At 72.0% G+C, this 22505-nt stretch carries 22 protein-coding genes; 8 read left to right on the top strand and 14 right to left on the bottom strand.

The genetic code is table 11. The annotated features are described in order from the left end of the window. Positions 1-47 precede the first annotated feature (47 nt). A complete protein-coding gene (locus ABEB12_RS18355; protein WP_345702915.1) occupies positions 48-602 on the top strand; it encodes a transglutaminase-like domain-containing protein in 555 nt (184 codons plus the stop codon). On the opposite strand, the gene ABEB12_RS18350 is transcribed toward ABEB12_RS18355, so the two are convergent. Together ABEB12_RS18350 and ABEB12_RS18345 are read right to left on the bottom strand one after the other, a co-directional pair. Next, positions 589-2007, bottom strand: a complete 1419-nt coding sequence (locus ABEB12_RS18350; protein WP_185059206.1) for an amidase — start codon at positions 2005-2007, stop codon at positions 589-591. The genes ABEB12_RS18355 and ABEB12_RS18350 overlap by 14 nt on opposite strands. A 2-nt stretch (positions 2008-2009) precedes the next feature. After that, positions 2010-2570 (bottom strand): DinB family protein, encoded by a 561-nt coding sequence (locus ABEB12_RS18345; protein ID WP_345702914.1) that lies wholly within the window; start codon positions 2568-2570, stop codon positions 2010-2012. 111 nt (positions 2571-2681) lie between these two features. Between ABEB12_RS18345 and ABEB12_RS18340 the strand changes: the two genes are divergently transcribed. Continuing rightward, positions 2682-3101: an HlyD family efflux transporter periplasmic adaptor subunit gene (locus ABEB12_RS18340; protein ID WP_185059207.1), complete on the top strand. Its 420-nt coding sequence runs from the start codon at positions 2682-2684 to the stop codon at positions 3099-3101. Between the two features lies 1 nt (position 3102). On the opposite strand, the gene ABEB12_RS18335 is transcribed toward ABEB12_RS18340, so the two are convergent. After that, positions 3103-3585, bottom strand: a complete 483-nt coding sequence (locus ABEB12_RS18335; RefSeq protein WP_185059208.1) for an Rrf2 family transcriptional regulator — start codon at positions 3583-3585, stop codon at positions 3103-3105. A 132-nt stretch (positions 3586-3717) separates the two neighbouring features. Here ABEB12_RS18335 and paaZ point away from each other — a divergent pair, with 132 nt between their 5' ends. Next, a complete protein-coding gene (paaZ, locus tag ABEB12_RS18330; RefSeq protein WP_185059209.1) occupies positions 3718-5751 on the top strand; it encodes a phenylacetic acid degradation bifunctional protein PaaZ in 2034 nt (677 codons plus the stop codon). Here the strand turns inward: paaZ and ABEB12_RS18325 are convergent. From ABEB12_RS18325 to ABEB12_RS18315, 3 genes are read right to left on the bottom strand one after another with little or no spacing between them, the layout of a single operon-like run. Next, on the bottom strand, positions 5723-7882 hold the full coding sequence (locus tag ABEB12_RS18325) for an acetate--CoA ligase family protein (protein ID WP_185059210.1): 2160 nt from the start codon (positions 7880-7882) through the stop codon (positions 5723-5725). The two genes, paaZ and ABEB12_RS18325, sit on opposite strands and share 29 nt — an antisense overlap. After that, the gene (locus ABEB12_RS18320; protein WP_185059211.1) at positions 7882-8655 is read right to left on the bottom strand and encodes an enoyl-CoA hydratase-related protein; all 774 of its coding nucleotides are present in this window, start codon (positions 8653-8655) and stop codon (positions 7882-7884) included. Before ABEB12_RS18320 ends, ABEB12_RS18325 begins: the two co-directional genes overlap by 1 nt. 56 nt (positions 8656-8711) lie before the next feature. Continuing rightward, a complete protein-coding gene (locus tag ABEB12_RS18315; protein WP_345702913.1) occupies positions 8712-9593 on the bottom strand; it encodes a MurR/RpiR family transcriptional regulator in 882 nt (293 codons plus the stop codon). A 114-nt stretch (positions 9594-9707) separates the two neighbouring features. On the opposite strand from ABEB12_RS18315, the gene ABEB12_RS18310 reads away from it, so the two are divergent. Beyond that, on the top strand, positions 9708-11105 hold the full coding sequence (locus ABEB12_RS18310) for an amino acid permease (RefSeq protein WP_185059212.1): 1398 nt from the start codon (positions 9708-9710) through the stop codon (positions 11103-11105). Between the two features lie 80 nt (positions 11106-11185). On the opposite strand, the gene ABEB12_RS18305 is transcribed toward ABEB12_RS18310, so the two are convergent. From ABEB12_RS18305 to ABEB12_RS18295, 3 genes are read right to left on the bottom strand one after another with little or no spacing between them, the layout of a single operon-like run. Beyond that, on the bottom strand, positions 11186-11851 hold the full coding sequence (locus ABEB12_RS18305) for a hypothetical protein (RefSeq protein ID WP_185059213.1): 666 nt from the start codon (positions 11849-11851) through the stop codon (positions 11186-11188). 10 nt (positions 11852-11861) lie between these two features. Continuing rightward, positions 11862-12647, bottom strand: a complete 786-nt coding sequence (locus ABEB12_RS18300; protein WP_185059214.1) for an alpha/beta fold hydrolase — start codon at positions 12645-12647, stop codon at positions 11862-11864. 26 nt (positions 12648-12673) lie between these two features. After that, positions 12674-13540: a TIGR03619 family F420-dependent LLM class oxidoreductase gene (locus tag ABEB12_RS18295; RefSeq protein ID WP_185059215.1), complete on the bottom strand. Its 867-nt coding sequence runs from the start codon at positions 13538-13540 to the stop codon at positions 12674-12676. Positions 13541-13596: 56 nt separating this feature from the next. On the opposite strand from ABEB12_RS18295, the gene ABEB12_RS18290 reads away from it, so the two are divergent. Next, positions 13597-14430, top strand: coding sequence for an MBL fold metallo-hydrolase (locus ABEB12_RS18290; protein WP_185059216.1), 834 nt, complete (start codon positions 13597-13599; stop codon positions 14428-14430). 175 nt (positions 14431-14605) lie between these two features. Here the strand turns inward: ABEB12_RS18290 and ABEB12_RS18285 are convergent, their stop codons facing one another. Further along, a complete protein-coding gene (locus ABEB12_RS18285; protein ID WP_345702912.1) occupies positions 14606-15532 on the bottom strand; it encodes a LysR family transcriptional regulator in 927 nt (308 codons plus the stop codon). Positions 15533-15593: 61 nt separating this feature from the next. Between ABEB12_RS18285 and ABEB12_RS18280 the strand changes: the two genes are divergently transcribed. From ABEB12_RS18280 to ABEB12_RS18270, 3 genes are all read left to right on the top strand, one after another. After that, positions 15594-16430, top strand: a complete 837-nt coding sequence (locus ABEB12_RS18280; RefSeq protein WP_185059217.1) for an oxidoreductase — start codon at positions 15594-15596, stop codon at positions 16428-16430. A gap of 37 nt (positions 16431-16467) precedes the next feature. After that, complete coding sequence (locus tag ABEB12_RS18275; RefSeq protein WP_185059218.1) at positions 16468-17697, top strand: cytochrome P450; 1230 nt, start codon at positions 16468-16470, stop codon at positions 17695-17697. 65 nt (positions 17698-17762) lie between these two features. Next, complete coding sequence (locus tag ABEB12_RS18270) at positions 17763-18512, top strand: curculin domain-containing protein (RefSeq protein ID WP_185059219.1); 750 nt, start codon at positions 17763-17765, stop codon at positions 18510-18512. A 1-nt stretch (position 18513) separates the two neighbouring features. Here the strand turns inward: ABEB12_RS18270 and ggh are convergent, their stop codons facing one another. Genes ggh through ABEB12_RS18250 form a run of 4 tightly spaced genes read right to left on the bottom strand, consistent with a single transcriptional unit; the run spans position 18514 to position 22501 of the window. Then, complete coding sequence (gene ggh / locus ABEB12_RS18265) at positions 18514-19806, bottom strand: glucosylglycerate hydrolase (protein WP_345702940.1); 1293 nt, start codon at positions 19804-19806, stop codon at positions 18514-18516. Positions 19807-19811: 5 nt separating this feature from the next. Then, complete coding sequence (locus ABEB12_RS18260) at positions 19812-20879, bottom strand: ATP-binding cassette domain-containing protein (protein ID WP_185059221.1); 1068 nt, start codon at positions 20877-20879, stop codon at positions 19812-19814. A 9-nt stretch (positions 20880-20888) separates the two neighbouring features. Continuing rightward, positions 20889-21674, bottom strand: coding sequence for an ABC transporter permease subunit (locus tag ABEB12_RS18255; RefSeq protein WP_185059222.1), 786 nt, complete (start codon positions 21672-21674; stop codon positions 20889-20891). Then, the gene (locus tag ABEB12_RS18250) at positions 21671-22501 is read right to left on the bottom strand and encodes an ABC transporter permease subunit (RefSeq protein ID WP_185059223.1); all 831 of its coding nucleotides are present in this window, start codon (positions 22499-22501) and stop codon (positions 21671-21673) included. Before ABEB12_RS18250 ends, ABEB12_RS18255 begins: the two co-directional genes overlap by 4 nt. Between the last annotated feature and the right edge of the window lie 4 nt (positions 22502-22505).

The raw sequence follows: 22505 nt of genomic DNA, 5'->3' as shown, positions 1-22505 counted from the left end.
GCAACAATTTCCGGGAATTTTGGCACAGTGGCGGACGGGAGGAATTAATGATGTTTTCCGAACTCGCCGATGGCGAGCGTGAGCTCTATGTTTCGCAGAGCGTTTTCTCCGGGCCGAACGAGCTGGCCGGGCACTACGCCGACCTGCCGGCGGACCCGGCCGCGCTCGCCGGCATCGTGCGGAACCTGCTGTTCCACCGGATGGAAGAGGAGATCTTCGGCTACCGGATACCGGAGCGGTGGCGGCACGAGGATGCGGAGACCCGCTACGTGGACGACATCCCGCGGATCGTCCTGGCCCGGGACGGCCGCCCGCTCGACCGGGCCCGTGAATTGTCTGCCCGATTCGTCGGAATTTGTAGCGACTTCTCCCTGCTGTACTGCTCGATGCTGCGCCACGTGGGAATTCCGGCGCGCGTGCGCAACGGGTTCGCGAACTATTTCGGCTCCGACGGATTTAATTTCGACCCGGACACCTTCGGCCTCCCGCCGGAGGAGGGCGGGCTGGTCGGCGACTGGTTCGTGGCCGGCAACGTGCGCACGCCGGGCACCGTGCTCACCCGGCCGCTGTACCGGCCGGAGCGGGAGGTCACCCCGCGATGACCGGCGGGCGCCGGCTGGCGTGGCCCGTCGCGGCCTCGAAGGCGTGCCCGGCACGCAGCACGGCCAGGTCGGCCCGGGCCGGCCCGACGATCTGCACGCCCACCGGAAGCCCGCCCGGGGTGAACCCGGCCGGCACGGACAGCGCGGGGCAGCCGGTCGCGGAGATGTAGTACGCCGAGCGCATCCAGTCCAGGTAGTCGGCCATCTCGGTGCCGGCCACCTCGGTCGGGTACTCCAGCTCGGCCGGGAACGGCGCCACCTGGCTGACCGGCAACAACAGCACGTCATAGCGGTCGAAGAACTCCCGCACCCGGTGGTACAGCCCGGTGTGCAGCTCCTCGGCCCTAGCCAGCTCGGGGCCGGTCAGCCGCATGCCCTGTTCGATGTTGCGCACCAGGGTCGGCTTGAGCTGGTCGCGCGCGTTGGCGTAGTGCTCGCCGAAGGTGTGCTGGAACTGCCAGGCGCGCAGGGTGCGGAACACCTGGTCGGCGTCGGCGAGGTCGGGGCAGTCCCGCACCACCTCGGCGCCCAGCCCGGTGAACGTGCGTGCCGCGTCCGCCACCACGGCGGCCACCTCCGGCTCCACCGGCAGGGTGCCGCCGAAGTCCGGCGACCAGGCCACCCGCAGCATGGAAGGGTCGCTGTCCAGCGACCCGGTGAACAGCGAGCCGGGCTGGTCCAGGGACAACGGGGCGCGGTCGTCCGGGCCGGCGATCACCGAAAGCAGCAGCGCGGCGTCGGCCACCGTGCGCCCCATCGGCCCCTGCACGGCCATCGTGGCCCAGCCCAGCCGGGCCGGCCAGGTCGGCACGCGGCCCGGCGTCGGGCGGAAACCGACCACGTTGCAGAACGACGCCGGGTTGCGCAGCGAGCCGCCCATGTCGCTGCCGTCGGCCAGCGGGTGCATGCCGCAGGCCAGTGCGGCCGCCGCCCCGCCGCTGCTGCCGCCGGCGGACCGGGTCGGGTCGTACGGGTTGCGGGTCAGCCCGAACACCGGGTTCATCGTGTGCGAGCCGGCGGCGAACTCCGGCACGTTGGTCTTGCCCAGCGGGATCACCCCGGCGGCGCGCATCCGGGCCACCACCAGCTCGTCGCGGGCCGGCACGTAGTCGGAGAGCAGCGGCGAGCCGTAGGTGGTCCGGATGCCCTCCGTCTCGTGGGTGTCCTTGAACGCCATCGGCAGGCCGTGCAGCGGCCCGACCGCCTTGCCGGCCGCTCGCTGGCGGTCGGACAGGTCCGCCTCGGCCAGCGCCTGCTCGGCGCGCGGCGAGACGATCGCGTTCACCGCCGGGTTGACCTTCTCGATCCGGTCCAGGTGCGCGGCGGTGATCTCCCGGGAGGACAGCTCCCTGGCGTTCAGGTGGGCGACGAGCTGGTTTGCGGTGAGGGCGCAGATGTCGGTCACGCTTACATCTTCGCTCTGTACAAGTCGCGGAGCAGCGCGATCTCCGCGCCGTGGTGCAGTACCTCGCGGTTGATGTGGAGTACCAGCGCGGCCATCGGGTAGTCCGCGAACGGGCCTTCCGCCGGCCCGCACGGCCGTTGCAGGCCGTCGATGCCCAGCCCGCGTACGCCCTCGGTCCAGGCGTGGTAGCCGGCGTCCAGTTGCCGGAGGGCGTGGGCGGCGGTCTCCGGGTACTCGTAGCTGTCGTAGTCCACCGGCGGGCCGCCAAAGTGGCTGGCGGTGCGGGCGCCGAACACCCCGACCAGCACGTGGGCGATCCGCCAGGCGATGGTGGTGACCGGCGGCGGGTCCGGCTCGGGGAAGGCGTAGTCCAGGGTGAGCGCGCCTCCGCCCACGCTGATCGGCGCGGTGCTGGTGCCGCGCGGGCGCAGGTTCCACGCGTTTGGCGCCGGTTCCCAGAGGTACTCGTCGTCGGTCATCCCGGTCAGCCTCGGGCGCAGCTGTTGGCGCCAGTGCCAGTCCAGCTGGTCGACCAGCTGCGCGTTCCAGTCCAGCGGGTCCATACCCCGAACCTAGACCCCCGCTTTGGCTCTGCGTGGAAATATGCGACGGCGCGAGCGGCGCGGTGAGCCGGTGACCCCGGCCAAGCCCAGGTCCCGCGTAGCATCGGGGGCGTGCGCCTGGGACGGGTGGCCATGGCCGGGCTCGTGGTGTGGGTTGGGCTCGCGGGCGTGGGGTGCGCCGGGGCAGGCGCGCCGGCGCCGGCCGCCGGGATCGTTCAGGCCGCGCAGCCGAGTCCGGCGCCTCCGACGGCGACCGCCAGTGGGGCGCTTTCCGGGGTTGACGAGCGGGGCGGGGTGGCGGTGCTCCCGTTCCAGGAGGCGGACGCCGCGGTCTTGCACCCCGGTCAACCGGTGCGGCTGACTTTTCCGGCGGTGCCCGGGCTGACCCTGCCCGGGCGGGTGCACGCGATTGCCCCCACCGCGGTGAGCATCTCCGGGGTGGCCAACTACTGGGTCACCATCGCGCTACTGGCCGGGGACTCGAGGCTGCGCGCGGGTATGTCGGTGACGGCCGACGTCACCGTCGGCTGAGTCAGTCGGTGTAGACGGCGCCCCGGCGCTGGTGTTCCTGTGCGCGGTAGTCGGCGGCCAACTCGGCCACCGGGGTGGGCAGCGCGTTCTCCGCGACCTGGGCCAGGCTGGTCTCCTCCAGTACGGCGCGCATGCTGGCGCGCAGCGCCATCCACACCTCGGTGAGCGGCGCGGCCGGGCCGGTGTACGCCAGCTGGCCGAGGCTCACGTCGTGCACGCTGGCCAGCGGGCCGTCGATGCAGCGCAGCACGTCGGCCAGGCTGATCCGCTCGGCCGGCCGGGCCAGCGCGTAACCGCCGTCCCGGCCGCGCTGGCTGCGCACCAGCCGGCCGGCGCGCAAATCGGACAGGATGTCCAGCAGGAACGGCGTCGGAATGCCCTGCGCCGCGCCCAGGTCGTCGGACTTCATCACCACGTCCGGTCCGGCCGCCGCCAGCTGCACCATGGCCCTGACGGCGTACTCCGCCTTCGCCGACATGCGCATGTCGGCGATTCTGTCAGGTCACCGTATGGCGGACTCGGGTTTGCCCCCTGTCGTGGTGCGGGTCCGGGTGGTAGGTTCTTAGGCCAACCGAACGATCGGTCGGGCTACGAGGGGCTACGGGGAGAACAGCAGATGGGCATGTTGCGGAGCTACCTGGCCGGCGGCTGGCACACCGGCGGCGGCGAGGGAAGGCCGGTGCACGACGCGGTGACCGGTGAGCTGGTCGCCACGGTGTCCTCGGCCGGCCTGGACCTGGCCGGCGCGCTGCGGCACGCCAGGCAGACCGGCGGCCCGGCGCTGCGCCAGCTCACCTTCCACCAGCGGGCGGCCCTGCTCAAGGCGCTGGCCCAGCACCTGCGCGAGCACCGCGAGCGGCTGTACGCGGTGTCCGCCCGCACCGGCGCCACCCCGCTCGACTCGAAGGTGGACGTGGACGGCGGCCTCGGTGTGCTGCTGACCTACGCGTCGAAGGGGCGTCGCGAGCTGCCCAACGACACGTTCTATGTGGACGGCCCGGTGGAGCCGCTGAGCAAGGGCGGCAGTTTTGTCGGGCAGCACCTCTACTGTCCCCGTCCGGGGGTCTCGGTCCAGGTCAACGCGTTCAACTTCCCGGTGTGGGGGCCGCTGGAGAAGCTCGCGCCCGCGCTGCTGGCCGGGGTGCCCAGCCTGATCAAGCCAGCCACGCCGACGTCGTTCCTCACCGCCGAGCTGGTCGAGCTGATCGTCGGGTCCGGCATCCTGCCGGAGGGTTCGGTGCAGTTCCTGGCCGGCGGGGTCGGCGACCTGTTCGACCACCTCAGCGAGCAGGACTCGGTGGCGTTCACCGGGTCCGCGGCCACCGCCGCGACGCTGCGTCAACACCCGGCGATCGTGCGAAACGCGGTCCGGTTCACCGCCGAGGCCGACTCGCTGAACGTGTCCGTGCTCGGTCCGGACGCCACGCCCGGCACGCCGGAGTTCGACCTGTTCGTGAAGGCACTGGTCACCGAGATGACGGTGAAGGCGGGGCAGAAGTGCACCGCGATCCGCCGGGCACTGGTCCCGGCGCAACACCTGGACGCGGTGGCCGAGGCGACCTCCGCCCGCCTCGCGCGCATTACCGTGGGCAACCCGGCGGCCGAGGGCGTGCGGATGGGTCCGCTGGCCAGCCAGGAGCAGCGCGACGAGGTCCGCCGGAGCCTGAAGGCGCTGGCCGGCGCGGGTCGCATCGTGTTCGGTGACCCGGACCAGGTGGCGGTCACCGACGCGGACGCCGACCGGGGCGCGTTCATCTCGCCGATCCTGCTGGTCGCCGACGCCGACCGGGCCGAGCCGCACGAGGTGGAGGCGTTCGGGCCGGTCAGCACGCTGCTGCCGTACAACGGGACGGCGGCGGAGGCGGTCGAGCTGGCGGCCCGGGGCCGGGGCAGCCTGGCCGGGTCGGTGGTCACCGCCGACCCGGCGTTCGCCCGTGACGTGGTGCTCGGCGCGGCCCCCTGGCACGGCCGGCTGCTGGTGCTGAACGCCGCGGATGCCGCCGAGTCCACCGGCCACGGCTCGCCGCTGCCGGCGCTGCTGCACGGCGGCCCCGGGCGGGCCGGCGGGGGCGAGGAGCTGGGTGGCATCCACGGGGTGCTGCACCACATGCAGCGCACCGCCGTGCAGGCCGACCCGGACACGCTGGCCGCGATCACCGGCCGCTGGGTCCGGGGTGCCGCCCGCCGGGTCACCGACGTGCACCCGTTCCGCCTGCACCTGGAGGAGCTGCGCCCCGGTGACACCATCGTGGCCGGTCCCCGCCGGGTGACCCAGGAGGACGTGGAGCGCTTCGCCGAGTTCACCGGCGACACCTTCTACGCGCACATGGACGCCGAGGCGGCCGCCGCCAACCCGCTGTTCGGCGAGCGGGTGGCGCACGGCTACCTGGTGGTCTCGCTGGCCGCCGGGCTGTTCGTGGACCCCGACCCGGGTCCGGTGCTGGCCAACTTCGGGGTGGACGACCTGCGGTTCCTCTCCCCGGTCAAGTTCGGTGACGAGCTGACCGTGACGCTGACCTGCAAGCAGCTCACGCCGAGGGACGGCGCGGGCTACGGCGAGGTCCGCTGGGACGCCGACGTCACCCGCCAGGACGGCGCCTCGGTCGCCCGCTACGACGTCCTCACCCTGGTGGCGAAGCTGGCGAGCTGAGCACCACGCGGACGTCCAGGGGGAGGAGATTCTTGCCGGCGGCCAGGACCGGGTTCATGTCCAGCTCGACCAGGCCGGGCGTGGCCACGGCGAGGTCGCCGATCCGGACCAGGAACTCGGCCAGCGCGTCGCGGTCCACCGCCGGGAGGTGGCGGTAGCCGTCCAGCAGGCGGGCGGCCACCGTCTCCTCGATCATCTCCAGCGCCTCGAGGTGGGTGAACGGCGCGGCGCGGAAGGTCACGTCGCGCAGCGCCTCCACCAGCACACCCCCGGAGCCGAACGCCACCACCGGGCCGAACACCGGGTCCACCGTAGCGCCGACCAGCAGCTCCACCCCGCGCGGAGCCATCGGCGCGACCACCATGCCGTCGATCACCGCCTCTGGCAGGGCGGTGGTCACGTCGGTGACGATGCCCCGCCAGGCCCCCTCGGCCGCGTCCGCCGTGACGCCCAGGCGCACCCCGCCGACGTCCGACTTGTGCGGCGCCTGGGGCGAGACCACCTTCAGCGCGCACGGCCCTTTGTGCGCGCCGACCAGCGCCGCCGCCTCGCCGGCGGTGCGGGCGAACCACCACGGCCCGGTGTCGATGCCGGCTGCCTCGACGAGCCGGCGCGCCGCCGGCTCGTCCACGGCCCGTGAGTGAGAAGTGTGGCTATAGCCACACTTCTCACTCACGGGTAGCCGCAGCGTGGAGCGCTGCGACCGCGTCGCACCCCGCCGCGCCCGCCGGTGCAGCGCGGCGGTGGCGCGGACGGCGTGGTCGATGGACGCCAGCACGGGCACCCCGGCGGCCCGCAGCGTGTGGTGCGCGGCCGGCCGGTCCACCGTGTAGCAGCTGTGCACCAGCAACGGCATGCCGTGCCGGCCGGCCATTGCGGCCAGGTCCGCCGCCGTCGCCTCCTCGGCCGCCTTCAGGTGCTTGCCGAACCGCAGGTGGTAGCCGCCGAACAGGCCCACCAGCAGCACCAGGCCGACGGCCGGGTCGGTCATCAGTGCCTCGGTGGCCGCGACGAACCGGGTCGGGTCGGTGTCGGTGGCACCGGCCACGTCCACCGGGTTGACCACGGCGGCCGGCGGGCCGAGCAGCGCCCGCAACCGCGAGCGGGTCGTGCCGGAGAGGGTGGCCAGCGGGACCCCGGCCGCCGTGAGCGCGTCCGCCGCCAGGGTGGCGTGCCCGCCGCCGTCGGAGAGCACGGCGACCCCGCGCCCGGCCGGCATCGGCGTGCTCACCGCGAGCACCCCGGCCAGCATGGCCAGCTCGTCGGACCGGTCCACCAGCTCCACGCCGGCCTGCGCGAGCACGGCGGTGGCCACCGCGTCGGAGCTGGCCACCGAGCCGGTGTGGGACAGCGCGGCGGCCCGGCCGGCGTCCGAACGCCCGCCGCGCAGCAACACCACCGGCCGGTCGGCGGCCGCCGCCTCGACCAGGAACGCCCGCCCGTCGCCCAGCCCCTCGGCGTGCACCGCGACCGCGCCGGTCCCCGGCTGGCCGGCCAGCACCCGCAGGCACTCGTGGTAACCCACGTCGGCCTGGTTGCCCAGGCCGACGTAGCAGTGCAGGCCGGGGCCACCCAGCGCGCGGTCGTCGGCGAGCAGGGAGAGCAGCATGTTGCCGCTCTGGCTGAGCACGCTCACCGGGCCGGGGGCCGGGTCCGGCACGCCGACCAGGTTCGCCCCCGAGGCGGTGTTCAGGATGCCCGAGGTGTTCGGCCCGATCACCCGGATGCCGGTGTCGGCGATCGCGGCGGCCAACTCCGCCTCCAGCGGCGCCCCGGCCGCCCCGGACTCGCGGAAGCCGTTGGCCAGCACCACCGCGCCGGCCACCCCGGCCCCGGCCAGCTCGCGCAGCGCGCCGGGCACCGCCGGCCCGGGCAGCGCGACCAGCGCGGCGTCCACCCCGGGGGGCAGCTCGGCCACGTTGCGCCGCACGGTCAGCCCGAACAGCTCGCCGCCGCGCGGGTTGACCGGGTAGACCGGGTGCGGGTAGCCGGCGTCGCGCAGCGCGCGAATGGCCTGGTAACCGCGCTTGGCCGGGTCGGTGGAAGCGCCGACCACGGCGATGGAGCGGGGGTCCAGCAGCCGGGTGAGCGCGTCGGTTTCGGTGGCCGTTGGTTCGATCGTCCCGGTCATCACTTGCCCCGGAAAACCGGGTCGCGGCGGTCCGCGAACGCGGCCACGCCCTCGGCCCAGTCCTCGGTGTCCATGATCTCCAGCAGGTCGTCGGCCTCCGCCCGCAGCACCTCGGCCATCGGGTCCTCCCGGTACAGCGCGGCCTTCATCCGGGCCATGGAGATCGGCGCCTTGCCGGCCAGCTTCCCGGCCAGCGCGGTGGCCTCCTCGTCCAGCCGCTCGGCGGGCACCGCCGCGTGGGCCAGCCCCCACTCGGCGGCCCGGGTGCCGGTGAACCGTTCGCCGAGCATCAGCAGTTCCCCGGCCCGGCGCAGCCCGACCAGCCGGGGCAGCCGCCGCGTCACGCCGCCGCCGACGAAGGTGCCGATGGACACCTCGAGGAAGCCCATTTGCGCGTCTTCGGCCATGAGCAGGAAGTCCGCGCTGGTGGCCATCTCGGCGCCGGCGCCGAGCGCGTAGCCGCGCACCGCCGCGACCACCGGGGTGGCCATGGTCTGGATCCGCTCGCACACCTGCCAGGCCAGCCGCACGTACTCGGCCCGCTGCTCGGGGGTGCGGGTGCCCGCGCCGTGAGCCTTCTGGTCGGCGCCGACGCAGAACGCCCGGCCGGCGCCGGTGAGCACCACCGCCCGCACGTCCGGGTCGGCGTCGGCCTCGGCCAGCCGGTCCAGCAGCAGGCGGTAGAGCTCCGCGCTCACCGCGTTGAGGCGTTCGGGTCGGTTCAGGACGAGCCGCTGTACGGCCCCGGCACGTTCGGCAAGCACCACCGTCATGCTCACTAGTTGTACGCAATTCGAGTTGCGTACACAAGTCTTAAACGCAACTGGGGCTAGCGCTCGTGGTAGACCTGGAACGCCTCCAGCAGGTCCTCGTCGGTGCGCAGTTCGTCGCGGCTGCGGGTGCCCAGCTGGACGGCCACGGCGGTGGCCAGCGCCTGCACCAGCGAGGTGAACGCGGACAGCGAGCGCAGCACGGTCACCCCGCCGGTCTCCACGTAGAAGGACAGGTCGGCCGCCCGGGCCAGCGGCGAGGAGGGGTCGTCGGTGAGCGCGACGGTCGCCGCGCCCAGCCGGCCGGCGTGCTCCAGCGCCCGGACGGTGTCGCCGGTGTAGCGCCTGATCGACACCGCCACCAGGACATCCCCCGCGCGCACCTCGCGCAGCTCGTCCACCAGCAGCCCCGCGCTGCCGCCGATCTGCCGCACGCCCGGGCGCACCATGTGCAGCAGGTAGCTCATCAGGTGCGCCACGGAGAAACATTTGCGCAGGCCGACCACGTGCACCGTGGCCGCGTCGGCGAGCAGTCCCACGGCCCGCTCCCACTCCGCGTGGTCGATCTGGGCGAAGGTGCGGGTCAGGTTGCGCCCGTCGTGGTCGACCACCGCGCCGAGCAGCTCGCCGGTCGCGGTGTGCTCGCCGGCCTGCTCCAGCCGGCGCACCAGTTGCGCCTCCGAGGCCAGCTGCTCCCGGCACAGCTTGACCAGCGCCGGGTAGCCGTTCAGGCCGAACAGGCCGGCGAACCGGACCAGCGAGGAGGAGTGCACGCCGGCCAGCTTGGCGGTCTCGCCGATGCTGCGGAACGCGGTGCCCTCCGGGTCGTCCAGCAGCAGCCGGGCGATGCGCTGCTGGCCGGCCGCCATGTCCGGCAGTCGTTCCTGCAGGCGTTGCCGCAACTCGCGGTAGCTGCCCGGCTGGGGGATCGTCTCGGTCACCCCGCAACTGTAGTTGCGTCGAAACAGTTCGGTGCGAGGTCTTGACGAAACTTGAATTGCATCGTCACTATGTCATGCAAATCACGTTGAGTGTGCTGACCGAGGGGGTCCGCCATGTCCGTGCACGCGCCCACCGATGAGGTTTCCGGCGGCTTGAAGGCCGCGTTGAGTAGCCGGCAGTTGACGATGATCGGTATCGGTGGGGTGATCGGTGCCGGTTTGTTCGTGGGTAGTGGGAAGGCGATCAACGCGACGGGTCCGGGTGTGGTGTTTGTGTATGCTGCGGTCGGGGTGTTGATCGTGTTGGTGATGCGGATGCTGGCGGAGTTGGCGGTGGCGGCGCCGGATACCGGGTCGTTCTCGGCGTATGCCACTCGCGAGTTGGGGCCGTGGGCTGGTTTGGCGGTGGGGTGGTTGTACGCCTATCACTGGTGGGTGATTGTGGCGTTTGAGGCGGTGGCGGGGGCGGCGATCGCGGGGAAGTTGGCGCCGGGGGTGCCGAACTGGTTGTCCGCGTTGGTGTTCATGGTGTTTTTGACGGCGGTGAACTTGGCGGCGGTGTCGTCGTTCGGCCGGTTCGAGTTCTGGTTCGCGTTGATCAAGGTCGCGTCGATCGTGTTGTTCATCGCGGTCGGTGTGGCGGCGATTGTGGGGTTGTTGCCGCATGTCGCCGCGCCGGGGATGTCGAATTTGACGGGGCATGGGGGTTGGTTGCCGCATGGGTTTGGGGCGTTGTTGCCGGCGGCGTTGACGGTGTTCCTGTCGTATTTCGGCACCGAGTTGGTGACGGTGGCGGCGGGTGAGTCGGTGAATCCGGCGGAGACGGTGCGGCGGAGTCTGCGGAGTGTGGCGACGCGGATCATCGTGTTCTATGTGGGTTCGATCGCGGTGGTGGTGACGTTGTTGCCGGCTTCTTCGGCGGAGGTGACGGCGTCGCCGTATACGGCGGTGTTGACCCGGTTGGGTATCCCGGGCGCGGCGTTGATCATGAACTTGATTGTGCTGACCGCCGTTCTGTCCTGCCTCAACTCGGGGATCTACTCGTCGTCGCGGATGATGTTCTCGATGGCGCGGCGGGGTGAGGCCCCCGCTGCGCTGCGGAAGGTCAACAGCCAGGGTGTGCCGACGCGGGCGGTGTGGATTTGTGCGGGGGCGGGGTTCGTGGCGGTGTTGGCGAACTATTTCCTGCCCACGGATGTGGTGTTCAGTTTCCTGCTGGCTTCGGCCGGTGCGGTCGCGGTGGTGGTGTATCTGTGTGTGGCGGTGACCCAGATCGCGTGTCGGCGTCGGTTGGGTGCGGCGGGTGTGGCGGCGTTGCCGGTGCGGATGTGGGCGTATCCGTGGCTGTCGATCCTGACGCTGACGTTGTTGGTGGGTGTGGTGGTCGGGATGATTTTCGACCCGGCCAGCCACAAGCCGCTGTATTTGACCGCCCTGGCCACGTTCGTTGCGGTAGTGGCGGGTGTCGTCTGGCAGCGCCGCCACGCCGAGGTAGCGATGAGAGACATTTGATCTTGGCAAAGCGTCTCTGGTCGCGACCTCGGCGGTGTCGCATATTTCCACGCAGAGCCAAAGCGTGCGTGGTTGACCGGTTAGAAGGGGCGGCCGCTCTCCGTCCAGGGGGCGGCCAGTGCGTACCAGATGCCGTTGAGGGTGGCGGCCGCGAAGTAGGCGGTGACCAGGACGGCGAAGCCGAGCGCCAGTGCGGTCGAACGCGCCGGCGCCGCCCGTAGCAGGTCGCGGGCGCGCAGCGCGCCCCAGAACGCGAAACAGAAGATCAGCGGGCTGAACCAGAGGTTCGACCACGGCATGCCGAGCAGTAGGAACTCCGGACGCTGGTGGTAGGCGTAGGCGCCGATCACCGAGGTGTTGAACGACTCGAACGCCAGCACCCCGACCGCCGCCACGAGCGCCAGGCCCAGGTAGCAGCCGCGCCGGCCGAACCGGGCGAACAGCGTGTCCGCGTGCTCCATCAACACCACCAGCGGGATGCCGAAGAAGAACGTGTAGAAGAAGATCATCGCCAGCGGTGCGGGCACCCCGTCGATCCGCCACAGCGGGAGCAGCCGCTCGTCGGTGGTGAGGTTGAAGTACCACCGGGTGTCGAAGATCCACTCGAACACCCCGCCGCCCACCGCCGACCCCAGGTAGAGACCCAGGTACAGCGGATCGCGGCGGCGCAGCAGGTAGACCAGTCCGCCCAATACCAGCGCGGCACTGAGCAGCTGGTACCCGACGATCCACCCGGTGGCTGCCACACCGGATAATCTAACAGTGCTTGGTGAGGAACGCGCGCAGGTGCGGTTCCACCGCCTCCGGGTCGGTCAGGCTGAGGAAGTGGGCGCCGCCGTCCACCACGACCAACGGTTCCGCGCCCGGCACCGCCTCGACGATCTCGGCGGCCCGGCACACCGGGTAGGCCCGGTCGGCCGAGCCGTGCAGCACCAGCACCGGGCAGCTGATGTCGCCCAGCCGCCGCAGCAGGCTGTCCCGCCCGACCAGGGTGTGCAGGTTGCGCACGAACCGCTCGGCGTCCACCTTGCGCCACTTGGCCTTCCAGCGGTCGGCCGGCGCGTCGCCGAGGCAGACCATGGCCACCGTGTCCAGCAGTTGGTCGGCCGGGCCGTTGTCCGCCCAGGCCTGGGCCAGCTGGCGGTAGCTGTCGGCCAGCGCCGGGTCCTCGGCCGCCGCCGAGGTGCCGAGCACGGCCAGCGCGGACACCCGCTCCGGCGCGAGCAGGGCGATCCGCATGCCGATGAACCCGCCCTGGCTGGTGCCGACCACGGCGGCCCGCTCGATGCCCAGCGAGTCCAGCAGGGCCAGCACGTCGCGCGCCACGTCCCAGTAGTCGAAGGGCTCCTCGGCCGGCGTCCCGCCGTGCCCCCGCTCGTCCACCGTGATCATCCGGAAGGACCCGCCGAGCGCGGCGACCTGAGGCTCGAACATCTCGCCGTCCATCAGGAAGCTGTGCAACAGCACCACCGCCGGACCGGTTCCGCCGTGGTCCACGTAATGCGGCAGCCGCTGGTCTGCCTGGGTCACCGTCGAGGCCATAACCAGCGAGCTTACGGCCTAACCGATTACTTTCCGAGGCCGATGCCGGTGGCGAAATCGCGCATGTCCTCGATCGCGGTCGAGGTGCGCCGGAACGGGGTCAGGATGAGCCGGTGCACGCCCAACTCGGCCCACTTCTTCAGGTCGTCCGGCTCCCGCGCGGCGCCCACCACGGAGATCTCCAGCTCGTCCCGGGAACGCCCGGCGTCGGCCAACGCCCGGTCCAGCTCGGCGAGCTTGGCGGGCAGTGACTCGAGGGTGTGCTCCATGCCGATCCAGCCGTTCCCGTACCGGGCCACCCGCCGCATCGCGGCCCTGGACTCGCCGCCCACGTGCAGGCGCATGGCCGGCGACGGCTTCGGTTCGAATCCGACCCCGTCGAACGCGTAGAACTCGCCCTCGTGGGCGACGTTGGGCTCGGTCCACAGCCGCTTGCACACCTGGATGCACTCGTCCAGCCGGCGGCCCCGGGTGCGGAAGTCGACCCCGGCGGCGGCGAACTCGCTCTCCATCCAGCCGGCCCCGATGCCCACCTCGGCGCGCCCGCCGGAGACCACGTCCAGCGTCTGGAAGGCCCGCGCGCCGATCAGTGGGTGGCGCAGGCCGAGCAGGTAGACGTAGGTGCCGAACCGGATCGTGGACGTCTGGCCGGCCAGGAAGCACAGGTAGGCGGTGGTGTCGAACAGCGGGCGGTCCCACATGGACGGGGTCTTCACCACGGTGTCGGCCGGCGAGTCGGCGTTGTCCCCGGGATACGGCGCGCCGCCGAGGTCCACCGGGAACACCAGGTGGTCGGACAGCCACACCGACTCGAAGCCGAGCCGCTCGCCCTCCCGGGTGACCTCGGCGAACCGGCCCGGATGCAGCTTCAGGAACGAGATGCCCAGCTTCATCGGTGTGACACTACCTGTCCAACTGTCTCCGGAGAAGGTTGGCGTACGATGTACGCATGCTGGTACGGCACCTGAACTGCGGGACCATGCGGCCGCCCGGTGGGCGGCTCATCGACGGAGACCCCGGGCTGCTGCGGCGCGCCCGGATGGTGTGCCACTGCCTGTTGGTGGAGACCGAGGACGGCCTGGTGCTGGTCGACACCGGCGTCGGCCTGCCGGCCACCGATCGCCCGGCCGAGTGGCTGGGCAAGGCGTTCCTGCTGGTGGTGAACCCGGTGCTGGACCGGGCGGAGTCGGCGGTGGAGCAGCTGAAGGCGCTGGGCTACCGCCCCGAGGACGTGCGGCACATCGTGCCCACCCACCTGGACCTGGACCACGCCGGCGGGCTGGCCGACTTCCCGGAGGTCACCGTGCACGTCTACCAGGACGAGCTGGACGCGATGCGGTCGCCGGCCGACGCCGGCGAGCGGTCCCGCTACCGGTCGGCGCAGTTCGCCCACGGGCCGAAGTTCCGCCCGTACCACACCAGCGGCGAGCCGTGGTTCGGCTTCGACGCGGTCCGCCCGCTGGACGGCCTGTCCGAGGACATCCTGATCGTGCCGCTGACCGGCCACAGCCGGGGTCACGCCGGCGTCGCGGTTCGCGACGGTGACCGCTGGCTGCTGCACGCCGGCGACGCCTACTTCCACCCGGGTGAGCTGGCGCCCGAGCCGCACGCGCCCGCCGGCGTCGCGCTGTTCGAGTCACTGGTCCAGCAGAACAAGCACTCCCGCCTGCACAACCAGTCCCGCCTGCGCGAGCTGGCGGCGACCCACGGCGACGAGGTCACCATCTTCAGCGCCCACGCCGCCGCCGACCTCCGCCAGTACCCGGCCCCCTCCCACCCCTGATTCAGTGGGTCCAGCACGGTGATTCAGTGGGTTCAGCACGCTGGTTCAGTCCGTTCAGCACGCTGGTTCAGTCGGTTCAGCAACGGCCGCCCCGCCAAACGTGACTGAATCACCGTGCTGGACCCACTGAATCACCGTGCTGAACGGACTGAACCACCCTGCTGAGCCCACTGAATCAGAGTGCTGGACCCACTGAATCACCGGGGCGGGGCCAGGCGAGTAGGAAGACGCGGCAGTGGGCGGCGGCCGGGGCCAGTGGGCGGTTGCGCAGGTGGAGCAGGCCGATCGGGCGATCGATCGGTGTCGGGGACACCGAGTGGGTGGTGACCGGGCGGCCGGGGGCCGTGGCCACGGAGCGGGCCAGCAGGGCGACGCCCAGGCCGTGGCTTACCAGTTCGCGGATCTGCTGGACGCTGGTGCTCTCGTAGGGCACGCGGGGCGCGAAACCGGCGGCCGCGCAGGCCTGGTCCAGGATGCGGCGCAGCCCGCTGTCCGCCGGCAGGCAGGCGAACGGCTCGTCCCGCAGCGCGGTCAGCGGCACCGAGCCGAGCCCGGCCAGCCGGTGGGTCGGCGCGGTGACCAGCACCAGCTCGTCGGTGAACAGGGGCAGCCGGGAGATCCGCTCCGGCAGGGTGTCCGGCAGCGGGCCGATGGCCAGGTCGATGCGGTCCGCGTCCAGGTCGCCGACCAGCTGCCCGCCCGGGCCGGAGCGCAGCCGCAGCTCCACGTCGGGATAGCGCGCGTGGAACGCGGCCAGCGCGCCGCCCAGGTCGAACGGGCCGACCGCCTGGATGGCGCCCAGTCGAACGCGCCCGCGCAGCGCGCCGGCCGCCTGGGCCAGGTCGCCGTGCAGCGCGTCCCGCTCGTCCAGCATGCGGCGGGCCCGGGCCAGCACCAGCTCGCCGGCATCGGTCAGCTCCACCCGCCGGGTGGTGCGGCGCAGCAGTTGCACGTCCAGCTCCGCCTCGAGCCGGCGGATCTGCGCCGACACCGCCGGCTGGGCCACCCGCAGGGCCTCGGCGGCCCGGGTGAACCCGCCGTGCCGGACCACCGCGTCGAAGTAGGTCAGCTGGCGCAGCTCCACCCATTCATAATCCAACACGATGAATCCAAGCTCAAACATGTCTTGGACTTCTGAGCACGGCTAACCACATGCTGGAGGCATGACACGAATCTGGTTCATCACCGGGGCCTCCGCCGGCATCGGCCGGGTGCTGGCCGAGGCGGTCCTGGCCCACGGCGACCGGGTGGTCGCCACCGCCCGCCGCCCCGAGACGCTGGCCGATCTCGCCGAAACCCACCCGGCCGACGTACTTGCGCTGCCCTGCGACGTCACCCAGGCCGACCAGGTGAAAGGGGCCGTCGCCAAAGCGGTCGAATGGGCCGGCCGGATCGACGTGCTGGTGAACAACGCGGGCCACGGCCTGGTCGGCGCGCTGGAGGAGCTGTCCGACGAGCAGGTCGAACGGGTACTGAACACCAATGTGCGGGGCGTGCTCACGGTGACCAGGGCGGTGCTGCCGCACATGCGCGCCCGTCGCGAAGGGCACATCGTGCAGCTGTCCTCGGTGGGCGGCGTGGTCGGCAATCCTGGCCACGCCCTGTACGCGACCAGCAAGTTCGCCCTGGAAGGCATGTCCGAGGCGCTGGCCGGGGAGGTCGGGGCGCTGGGCATCCGGGTGCTCATCGTGGAGCCGGGGCCGTTCCGCACCGAGTTCACCGGGCGGTCGATGGAGTTCTCGGAGCCCATCGAGGACTACCGGGAAACCCCGGCCGGCCGCCTGCGCGAGCACTTCTCCCGGCAGCACGGACGCCAGCCCAACGACCCGCGCCGGCTGGCCGACGCGGTGATCCGCCTGGTGGACGAGCCGGACGCGCCGCTGCGCCTGCCGCTCGGCCCCGAGGCGGTCAACCGGATCCGGGACAAACTGCGGCGCCAGCTGGCCGACCTGGAGAGGTGGGAGAAGCTCAGCCTGGACACCCGTTACCCGGAAGATTGACGTGCGCTGACCGCCGCCGCTCCCGTACGGTGTACGTATGACGTCCACCACACGCGAGCCGGTCCACCTCGGCGAGGAGTTCTTCGCCGACCCGCACGCGATGTACGCGGTGCTGCGGGAGCAACGCCCCGCGGTGCGCGCGACCACCGCGCTGGGCCTGCCGATCTGGCTGGTCACCCGGTACGAGGAGGCGCGCGCCGCGCTCAACGACCCCCGGTTGGCCAAGGACAACGCCCAGCTCAGCACGGTGATCGAGCGCCATCTGCCGGATCCGAGCCAGAGGTTGGCGTTCGGCGAGGCGATCAGTGCGCACATGCTGAGCACGGATCCGCCCGACCACACCCGGCTGCGCAAACTGGTCAACCGGGGGTTCACCGTACGGTCGGTGAGTGCGCTGCGGCCGCGCATCCAGGCCACGGCGGACAGCCTGGTGGACGCCATCGAGGCGCGGGTGCGGGCCGGGCAGCCCACGCTGGACCTGCTCGACGCGTACGCCTTCCCGCTGCCCATGACGGTGATCGCGCAGATCCTCGGGGTGGGCGAGGAAGACCGGGGTAGCTTCCGCAACTGGTCGAACACGCTGCTCTCGCAGAAGCCGATCAAGGAGCGCGCGGCGGCCGGGATGGCCATGGCGGAATACCTGACCGCGCTGGTGGCGAGCAAGCGCGAGCAGCCCGGTGACGACCTGCTCTCGTTGATCGTGACCGCCGCCGAGGACGCCGACCAGCTGTCCGAGCGGGAGGCGGTGTCCATGGCCTTCCTGCTGCTGGTCGCCGGGCACGAGACGACGGTCAACCTGATCGGCAACGGCATGCTGGGCCTGCTCACCAACCCGGACCGGCTGGCCGAGCTGCGCGCCGACCCCGGGCTGGTCTCGGCGGCGGTCGAGGAGTTCCTCCGGTTCGACGGGCCGCTCAACACCGCCACCTTCCGGCACACCAAGGAACCGGTGACCATCGGCGACGTGGAGATCCCGGCCGGCGAGGTGGTGCTGGTCTCGCTGTCCTCGGCCAACCGGGACCCGGCGCGGTTCGACCGCCCGGACGAGCTGGACCTCGCCCGGGACACCTCCGGCCACCTGGCCTTCGGCTACGGCATCCACCACTGCCTCGGGGCGCCGCTGGCCCGGCTGGAGGGGGAGATCGCCTTCCGTACCCTGATAGCGCGATTCCCTCGGATCCGGCTTGCCGTCGATCCGGCCGGGCTGACCTGGCGCAACAGCATGTTGATCAGGGGTTTGGACCGGTTGCCGGTGTCTCTGGCGTAACCTTCGGACCCTCATTTCGGTTGAGCCATTCAGCCGTTCGTGTTGAAACCGAAGTGAGGTCAGACGTGCTTGCCAAGGTGTTGCTCACCGCCGCGCTGGCGTTGTCCCCGGTGGTCGCCGTGCCCGCCGTCGCATCGGCCGTGCCCGCCGGGGTCCTGGCCTCCGGGGCCACCCTCGGCCCCAACCAGTCGGTGCGCTCCGGGAACGGCCGCTACACGCTGATCCAGCAGACGGACGGCAACCTGGTCTTCTACGACTCGGCGCGGCGCGCGCTGTGGAGCTCGCAGACCACCGGCAAGGGCGCCCGGACGGTCATGCAGGGCGATGGCAACCTGGTCGTGGTCAACGCGGCCAACCAGCCGGTGTGGCACGCGGGCACCGCGCCGAACCAGGGTGCCTGGCTGGGCGTCCAGGACGACGGCAACCTGGTGATCTACTCCAGCGGCAAGGTGCCGCTGTGGTCCCGGCACATGATCATCGGCCGGATGGACCCGAACCGCACGCTGGCCGCCGACCAGTTCGTGCGGTCGGCCAACCAGCGCTACCGGTTCATCATGCAGCGGGACGGCAACCTCGTGCTCTACAAGGGCGCGCAGGCACTCTGGAACGCGCAGACCACCGGCAAGGGCGGGGTCAAGGCGGTCATGCAGGGCGACGGCAACCTGGTCGTGGTCAACGCGGCCAACCAGCCGGTCTGGAACGCCGGCACCGCGCCCAACCCGGGCGCCTGGCTGGGCGTGCAGGACGACGGCAACGTGGTCATCTACTCCACCGACAAGCGCGCCCTCTGGTCCACCAAGACCGGCGGTCGTTAGCTCAGGCGCACACCCAGTCCAGCACCACCGCGGCGGTCCAGGACTGGTCGGCGCTGCCCAGCGGTTCGCCGGTGAACGGGTGGTAGTACTCGCCGAAGGCGCCGCCGTCGGTGAGGCGAATCCCGGCTTCCCGCAGGGCGGCGGCGCGGTGCGCCCATCCGTGCCGGCGGAACGACCAGCCGAACAACCAGGCCAGCACCGGCCACTGCGGGCCGCGCCAGTACCGGCGCGGGTCGAAACCCGTGGCCGACGGGCTGGTGGACGGCGGGATGGGGACCACCAGGTCCGGGTTGCCGGCCCAGCGCGGCGAGTCCCAGAGCTCGAACAGTTCGGCGCCCGAGTCGCAGAGCAGCGGGGCGAATCCGGCGATCGTCTCGGTGTCCAGCCAGCGGCCGGCGCGCAGGTCGTAGTCCCGGGCCAGGCCGGTCGAAGGCGAGCGGGCGGCGGCCACCGCCGCGCGCGCCCCCGAGGCCCAGCCCCGCACTTCGGCCGTTTCGTGGCCCAGTGACTCGCCCAGCTCGGCGAGCACGTCGTTGGCCAGCGCGAACAGTCCGGTGATGAACACGTCGCCGACCAGGAACTCCGACGTCGCCACCACCCGGGCGGCGTCGTAGCCGACCCGGCGCATGCCCTCGATCAGCCACAGGTACCGGTCGTACTCGGCGTCGGTGGGCCGCTCGCCGGGGTCGGCCCGGTGCAGGTCCTCCCGGGTGTACGGGGGTAGATCGGGGCCGGGGCGCACCGCCGCGTACGGGGCGTCCCAGCGCGGCGAGTTGTCCATGCCGGACTCCCACCCGTGCACGATCGTCACCAGGCCGGTCCCGGCGTCCACCCGATAGCGCGCCAGCCAGCGGTGCCAGGCGAGCAGCGGCTCCCACACGCGGGAAACGAACCGTTCCGCCGCCTCGGCGTCCTCCGGCGCACCGGCGCGGGCGATGTCCAGCACCCGGCGCACCGCGATGGCGTGGATGGGCGGCTGGCAGATGCCGGACGTGCGCACGCCGGGCGCCGGGTCCGGGACGCCCCACCGGTCCGGGCCGGGGAAGTAGCCGTCCCGCCCGGTGAACACGATGTGCGGCACCATGCCGTCCGCCCACTGCGCGGCGAACAGCGTGTCCAGCTCGGCGATCGCCCGCCGCACGTGCAGGTGGGCCAGGCCGATGGAGATGAACGCGGCGTCCCAGCTCCACATGTGCGGGTACAACCGGGGCGCGGCGGTGATCACCGATCCGGTGTCGTTGTCCCGCAGTACGCGGGCCGCGCGGGCCGCCAGGGTGGGCTCGGGGTAGTGCACGGACGTCAAGCGGTCTCCAACAGCAACTGGGTCTCCGGGTCGTACCAGCGGCACTGGTCCTCGGGCAGGGCGACGCGCAGCTCGGCGCCGGGGTCCGCGCGGAACCCGGCCGGCGCGGAGATCTTCACCCGCTGGCCGGCCAGGGTGGCGGTGAGCAGGGTGGACGAGCCCAGGGGTTCCAGCACCTCCAGCTCCGCGGTCAGCCCGGCGCCCAGGGCGATCCCCTCGGGGCGGATGCCCAGGCGCACGGGTTTGCCGGCGAAGGAGCGCAGCGCGGCCGGCACCGGCAGCGACGCGCCGCCCAGGTCCAGCCGCCCGCCGTCCCCGGTGACCGTGCCGGTGAGGAAGTTCATCGGCGGGCTGCCCAGGAACCCGCCGACGAACTCGTCGGCGGGGTGCGCGTACACCTCGGTCGGCGGCCCGCACTGGGCGACCTGTCCGGTGCGCATCACCGCCACCCGGTCGCCCAGCGACAGCGCCTCCAGCTGGTCGTGCGTGACGTAGATGCAGGTGGTGCCCAGCTCGCCGACCAGCTTCTTCAACTCGGCCCGGAAGGACAGCCGCAGCAGCGCGTCCAGGTTGGACAGCGGCTCGTCCATCAGCAGCACGTCGGCGTCCATCACGATCGCCCTGGCCACCGCGACGCGCTGGCGCTGCCCGCCGGACAGCTTCGCCGGGTAGCGGTCCAGGTACGGGCGCAGTGCCAGCAGGTCGGCGGCCCACTCCACCTTCCGGCGGACCTCCTCGGCCGGCCGCCCGGCCACCATCAGCCCGAAGCCGATGTTGTCGGCCACCCGCTTGTTCGGGAACACCGCGTAGGACTGGAACACCATGGACAGGTTGCGCCCGCGCGGGTCGGCGTAGGTCACGTCCCGCCCGCCGATCAGCACCTGCCCGGAGTCCGGTGTCTCCAGCCCGGCGATCATGCGCAGCAGCGTGGTCTTCCCACAGCCGGACGGCCCGAGCAGCACCATGAACTCGCCGTCCGCCACGTGCAGGGACACCGCGTCGCTGGCCCGCTGGGTGCCGCCCGGGTAGGTCTTGACCAGCTCGTGGAGCTCTACATCAGCCATCGTGATCCCTCATCGGAGCGTCGTTCCCCACATGTTCACCAGGTAGCGGCGCATCACCAGGATGAACAGCAGCGCGGGCAGGATCAGCGCGAACCCGCCGGCGAACCGGTACGCCTGGGGCGCCTCGGCCAGCGAGCCGAGCACCTGCGCCGGCAGCGTGCGGTGCCCGATGGTGAGCACGGCGGCGCCCAGTACCTCGTTCCAGGACAGCACGAAGGTGAAGATCGACGACGCGGCCAGCCCGGGCAGCGCGAGCGGGACGACCACCCGGCGCGCCGCCTCGAACCGGGTGCAGCCGAACACCCGGGCCGCCTCCTCGTAGTCCGGCGGCACCGCGACGAAGATGCTGGCCGTGATCAGCACCGTGGTCGGCAGGGCCAGCGTGGTGTGCAGCAGGGTCACCGCGAACACCGTGTCGTAGCCGCCCAGGCGCAGGAACATGGTGGCCAGCGGCACGGACAGCACCACGATCGGCAGCGCCCGGGCCAGCAGCAGGAAAACCTGGTACGCGTCGCGGCCCCGGAACGCGTGCCGGGCCAGCGCGTACCCGGCCGGCGCACCGACCACCAGGGACAGCGCCACCGTGTACAGCCCGACCAGCACCGAGTTGCCCAGCGCCGGCACCGTTCCGACGGCGCCGACGAAGCTGCCCAGCGTGTCGGGTGAGACGGCCAGCCCGATCAGCACGATGGGCAGGCCCATGAACACGGACACCGCGACGCACGCGGCCTGCACGGCGGCGGCCCGGCACCGGCGGGCGCGCAGCGGACGGAGATCGATCGGTGGCCGGGTCATGCCGCGCTCCGGCGCATCACGCGCAGGTATCCGACCGCCGTGCCCAGGGACAGGGCGAGCACGACCAGCGCGGCCGCGCTGGCCACCGCCGGGTTCTGCAGCTGGACGTACCACTGGTAGGTCTCGCCGACCAGCAGCGGGAAGTCCCGCCCGGTGAGCGCCTGCGCCACCGCGAACGCCTGCAGCGCCAGGATGGTGCGCAGGATCAGCGCCACCTGCAGGCTGGGCAGCAGCGCCGGCAGCGTGACGTGCCACAGCCGCTGCCAGCGGTTGGCCCCGAACACCTGGGCCGCCTCGTCGAAGTCCTGGGGGATCATCTGCACCCCGGCGACCACGATCACGAACACCAGCGAGGTCGCCCGCCAGATCTCCGCCAGCGCGACGGCGAGCAGCATGCCGGCGGTGTTCTGGTAGTTCAGCCAGGCCACGCCGTGTTCGGAAAGGCCCAGCCCGACCAGAGCTGAGTTGACGTAGCCCCGGTTGTCGAAGATGGCCAGCCAGACCAGCCCGGCGGCCAGCTCGGAAACCGCCAGCGGGATCGTCCAGACGTAGAAATGCACCGCACGGAACCGGGGCCGCGCCTGCACGAGCAGCGCCATGCCCACCGCCAGCACCACCTGGATCGGCACCACGCACAGGATGAGCAGCACGGTGTTGCGCGCGGCGCGGGGGAAGTACGGGTCGGTGAACAGGCGTGACCAGTGCGCCAGGGTGAACCCGTCCGGACCGGTGAACGCGGTGAGCACGCCCTGGACCAGCGGCCAGCCGAACAGGGCGGCCAGGAAAACCAGGGACGGCGCCAGCAACAGCCAGGGGGAGTTGCGCATGCGG

The organism is Actinospineispora eucalypti, assembly GCF_039543365.1.
Classification (GTDB): Bacteria; Actinomycetota; Actinomycetes; order Mycobacteriales; family Pseudonocardiaceae; genus Pseudonocardia; species Pseudonocardia eucalypti.
Note: the sequence above shows the minus strand (reverse complement) of the source record. Positions and strands in the feature narration are given on the sequence as shown.

Coding starts and splice junctions, on each gene's coding strand:
- paaZ (WP_185059209.1), top strand. CDS start 3,718: ATGGGCATGTTGCGGAGCTACCTGGCCGGCGGCTGGCACACCGGCGGC.
- ABEB12_RS18280 (WP_185059217.1), top strand. CDS start 15,594: ATGACACGAATCTGGTTCATCACCGGGGCCTCCGCCGGCATCGGCCGG.
- ABEB12_RS18290 (WP_185059216.1), top strand. CDS start 13,597: ATGCTGGTACGGCACCTGAACTGCGGGACCATGCGGCCGCCCGGTGGG.
- ABEB12_RS18300 (WP_185059214.1), bottom strand. CDS start 12,647: ATGGCCTCGACGGTGACCCAGGCAGACCAGCGGCTGCCGCATTACGTG.
- ABEB12_RS18255 (WP_185059222.1), bottom strand. CDS start 21,674: ATGACCCGGCCACCGATCGATCTCCGTCCGCTGCGCGCCCGCCGGTGC.
- ABEB12_RS18250 (WP_185059223.1), bottom strand. CDS start 22,501: ATGCGCAACTCCCCCTGGCTGTTGCTGGCGCCGTCCCTGGTTTTCCTG.
- ABEB12_RS18355 (WP_345702915.1), top strand. CDS start 48: ATGATGTTTTCCGAACTCGCCGATGGCGAGCGTGAGCTCTATGTTTCG.
- ABEB12_RS18275 (WP_185059218.1), top strand. CDS start 16,468: ATGACGTCCACCACACGCGAGCCGGTCCACCTCGGCGAGGAGTTCTTC.
- ABEB12_RS18260 (WP_185059221.1), bottom strand. CDS start 20,879: ATGGCTGATGTAGAGCTCCACGAGCTGGTCAAGACCTACCCGGGCGGC.
- ABEB12_RS18320 (WP_185059211.1), bottom strand. CDS start 8,655: ATGACGGTGGTGCTTGCCGAACGTGCCGGGGCCGTACAGCGGCTCGTC.
- ABEB12_RS18310 (WP_185059212.1), top strand. CDS start 9,708: ATGTCCGTGCACGCGCCCACCGATGAGGTTTCCGGCGGCTTGAAGGCC.
- ABEB12_RS18325 (WP_185059210.1), bottom strand. CDS start 7,882: ATGACCGGGACGATCGAACCAACGGCCACCGAAACCGACGCGCTCACC.
- ABEB12_RS18345 (WP_345702914.1), bottom strand. CDS start 2,570: ATGGACCCGCTGGACTGGAACGCGCAGCTGGTCGACCAGCTGGACTGG.
- ABEB12_RS18295 (WP_185059215.1), bottom strand. CDS start 13,540: ATGAAGCTGGGCATCTCGTTCCTGAAGCTGCATCCGGGCCGGTTCGCC.
- ABEB12_RS18335 (WP_185059208.1), bottom strand. CDS start 3,585: ATGCGCATGTCGGCGAAGGCGGAGTACGCCGTCAGGGCCATGGTGCAG.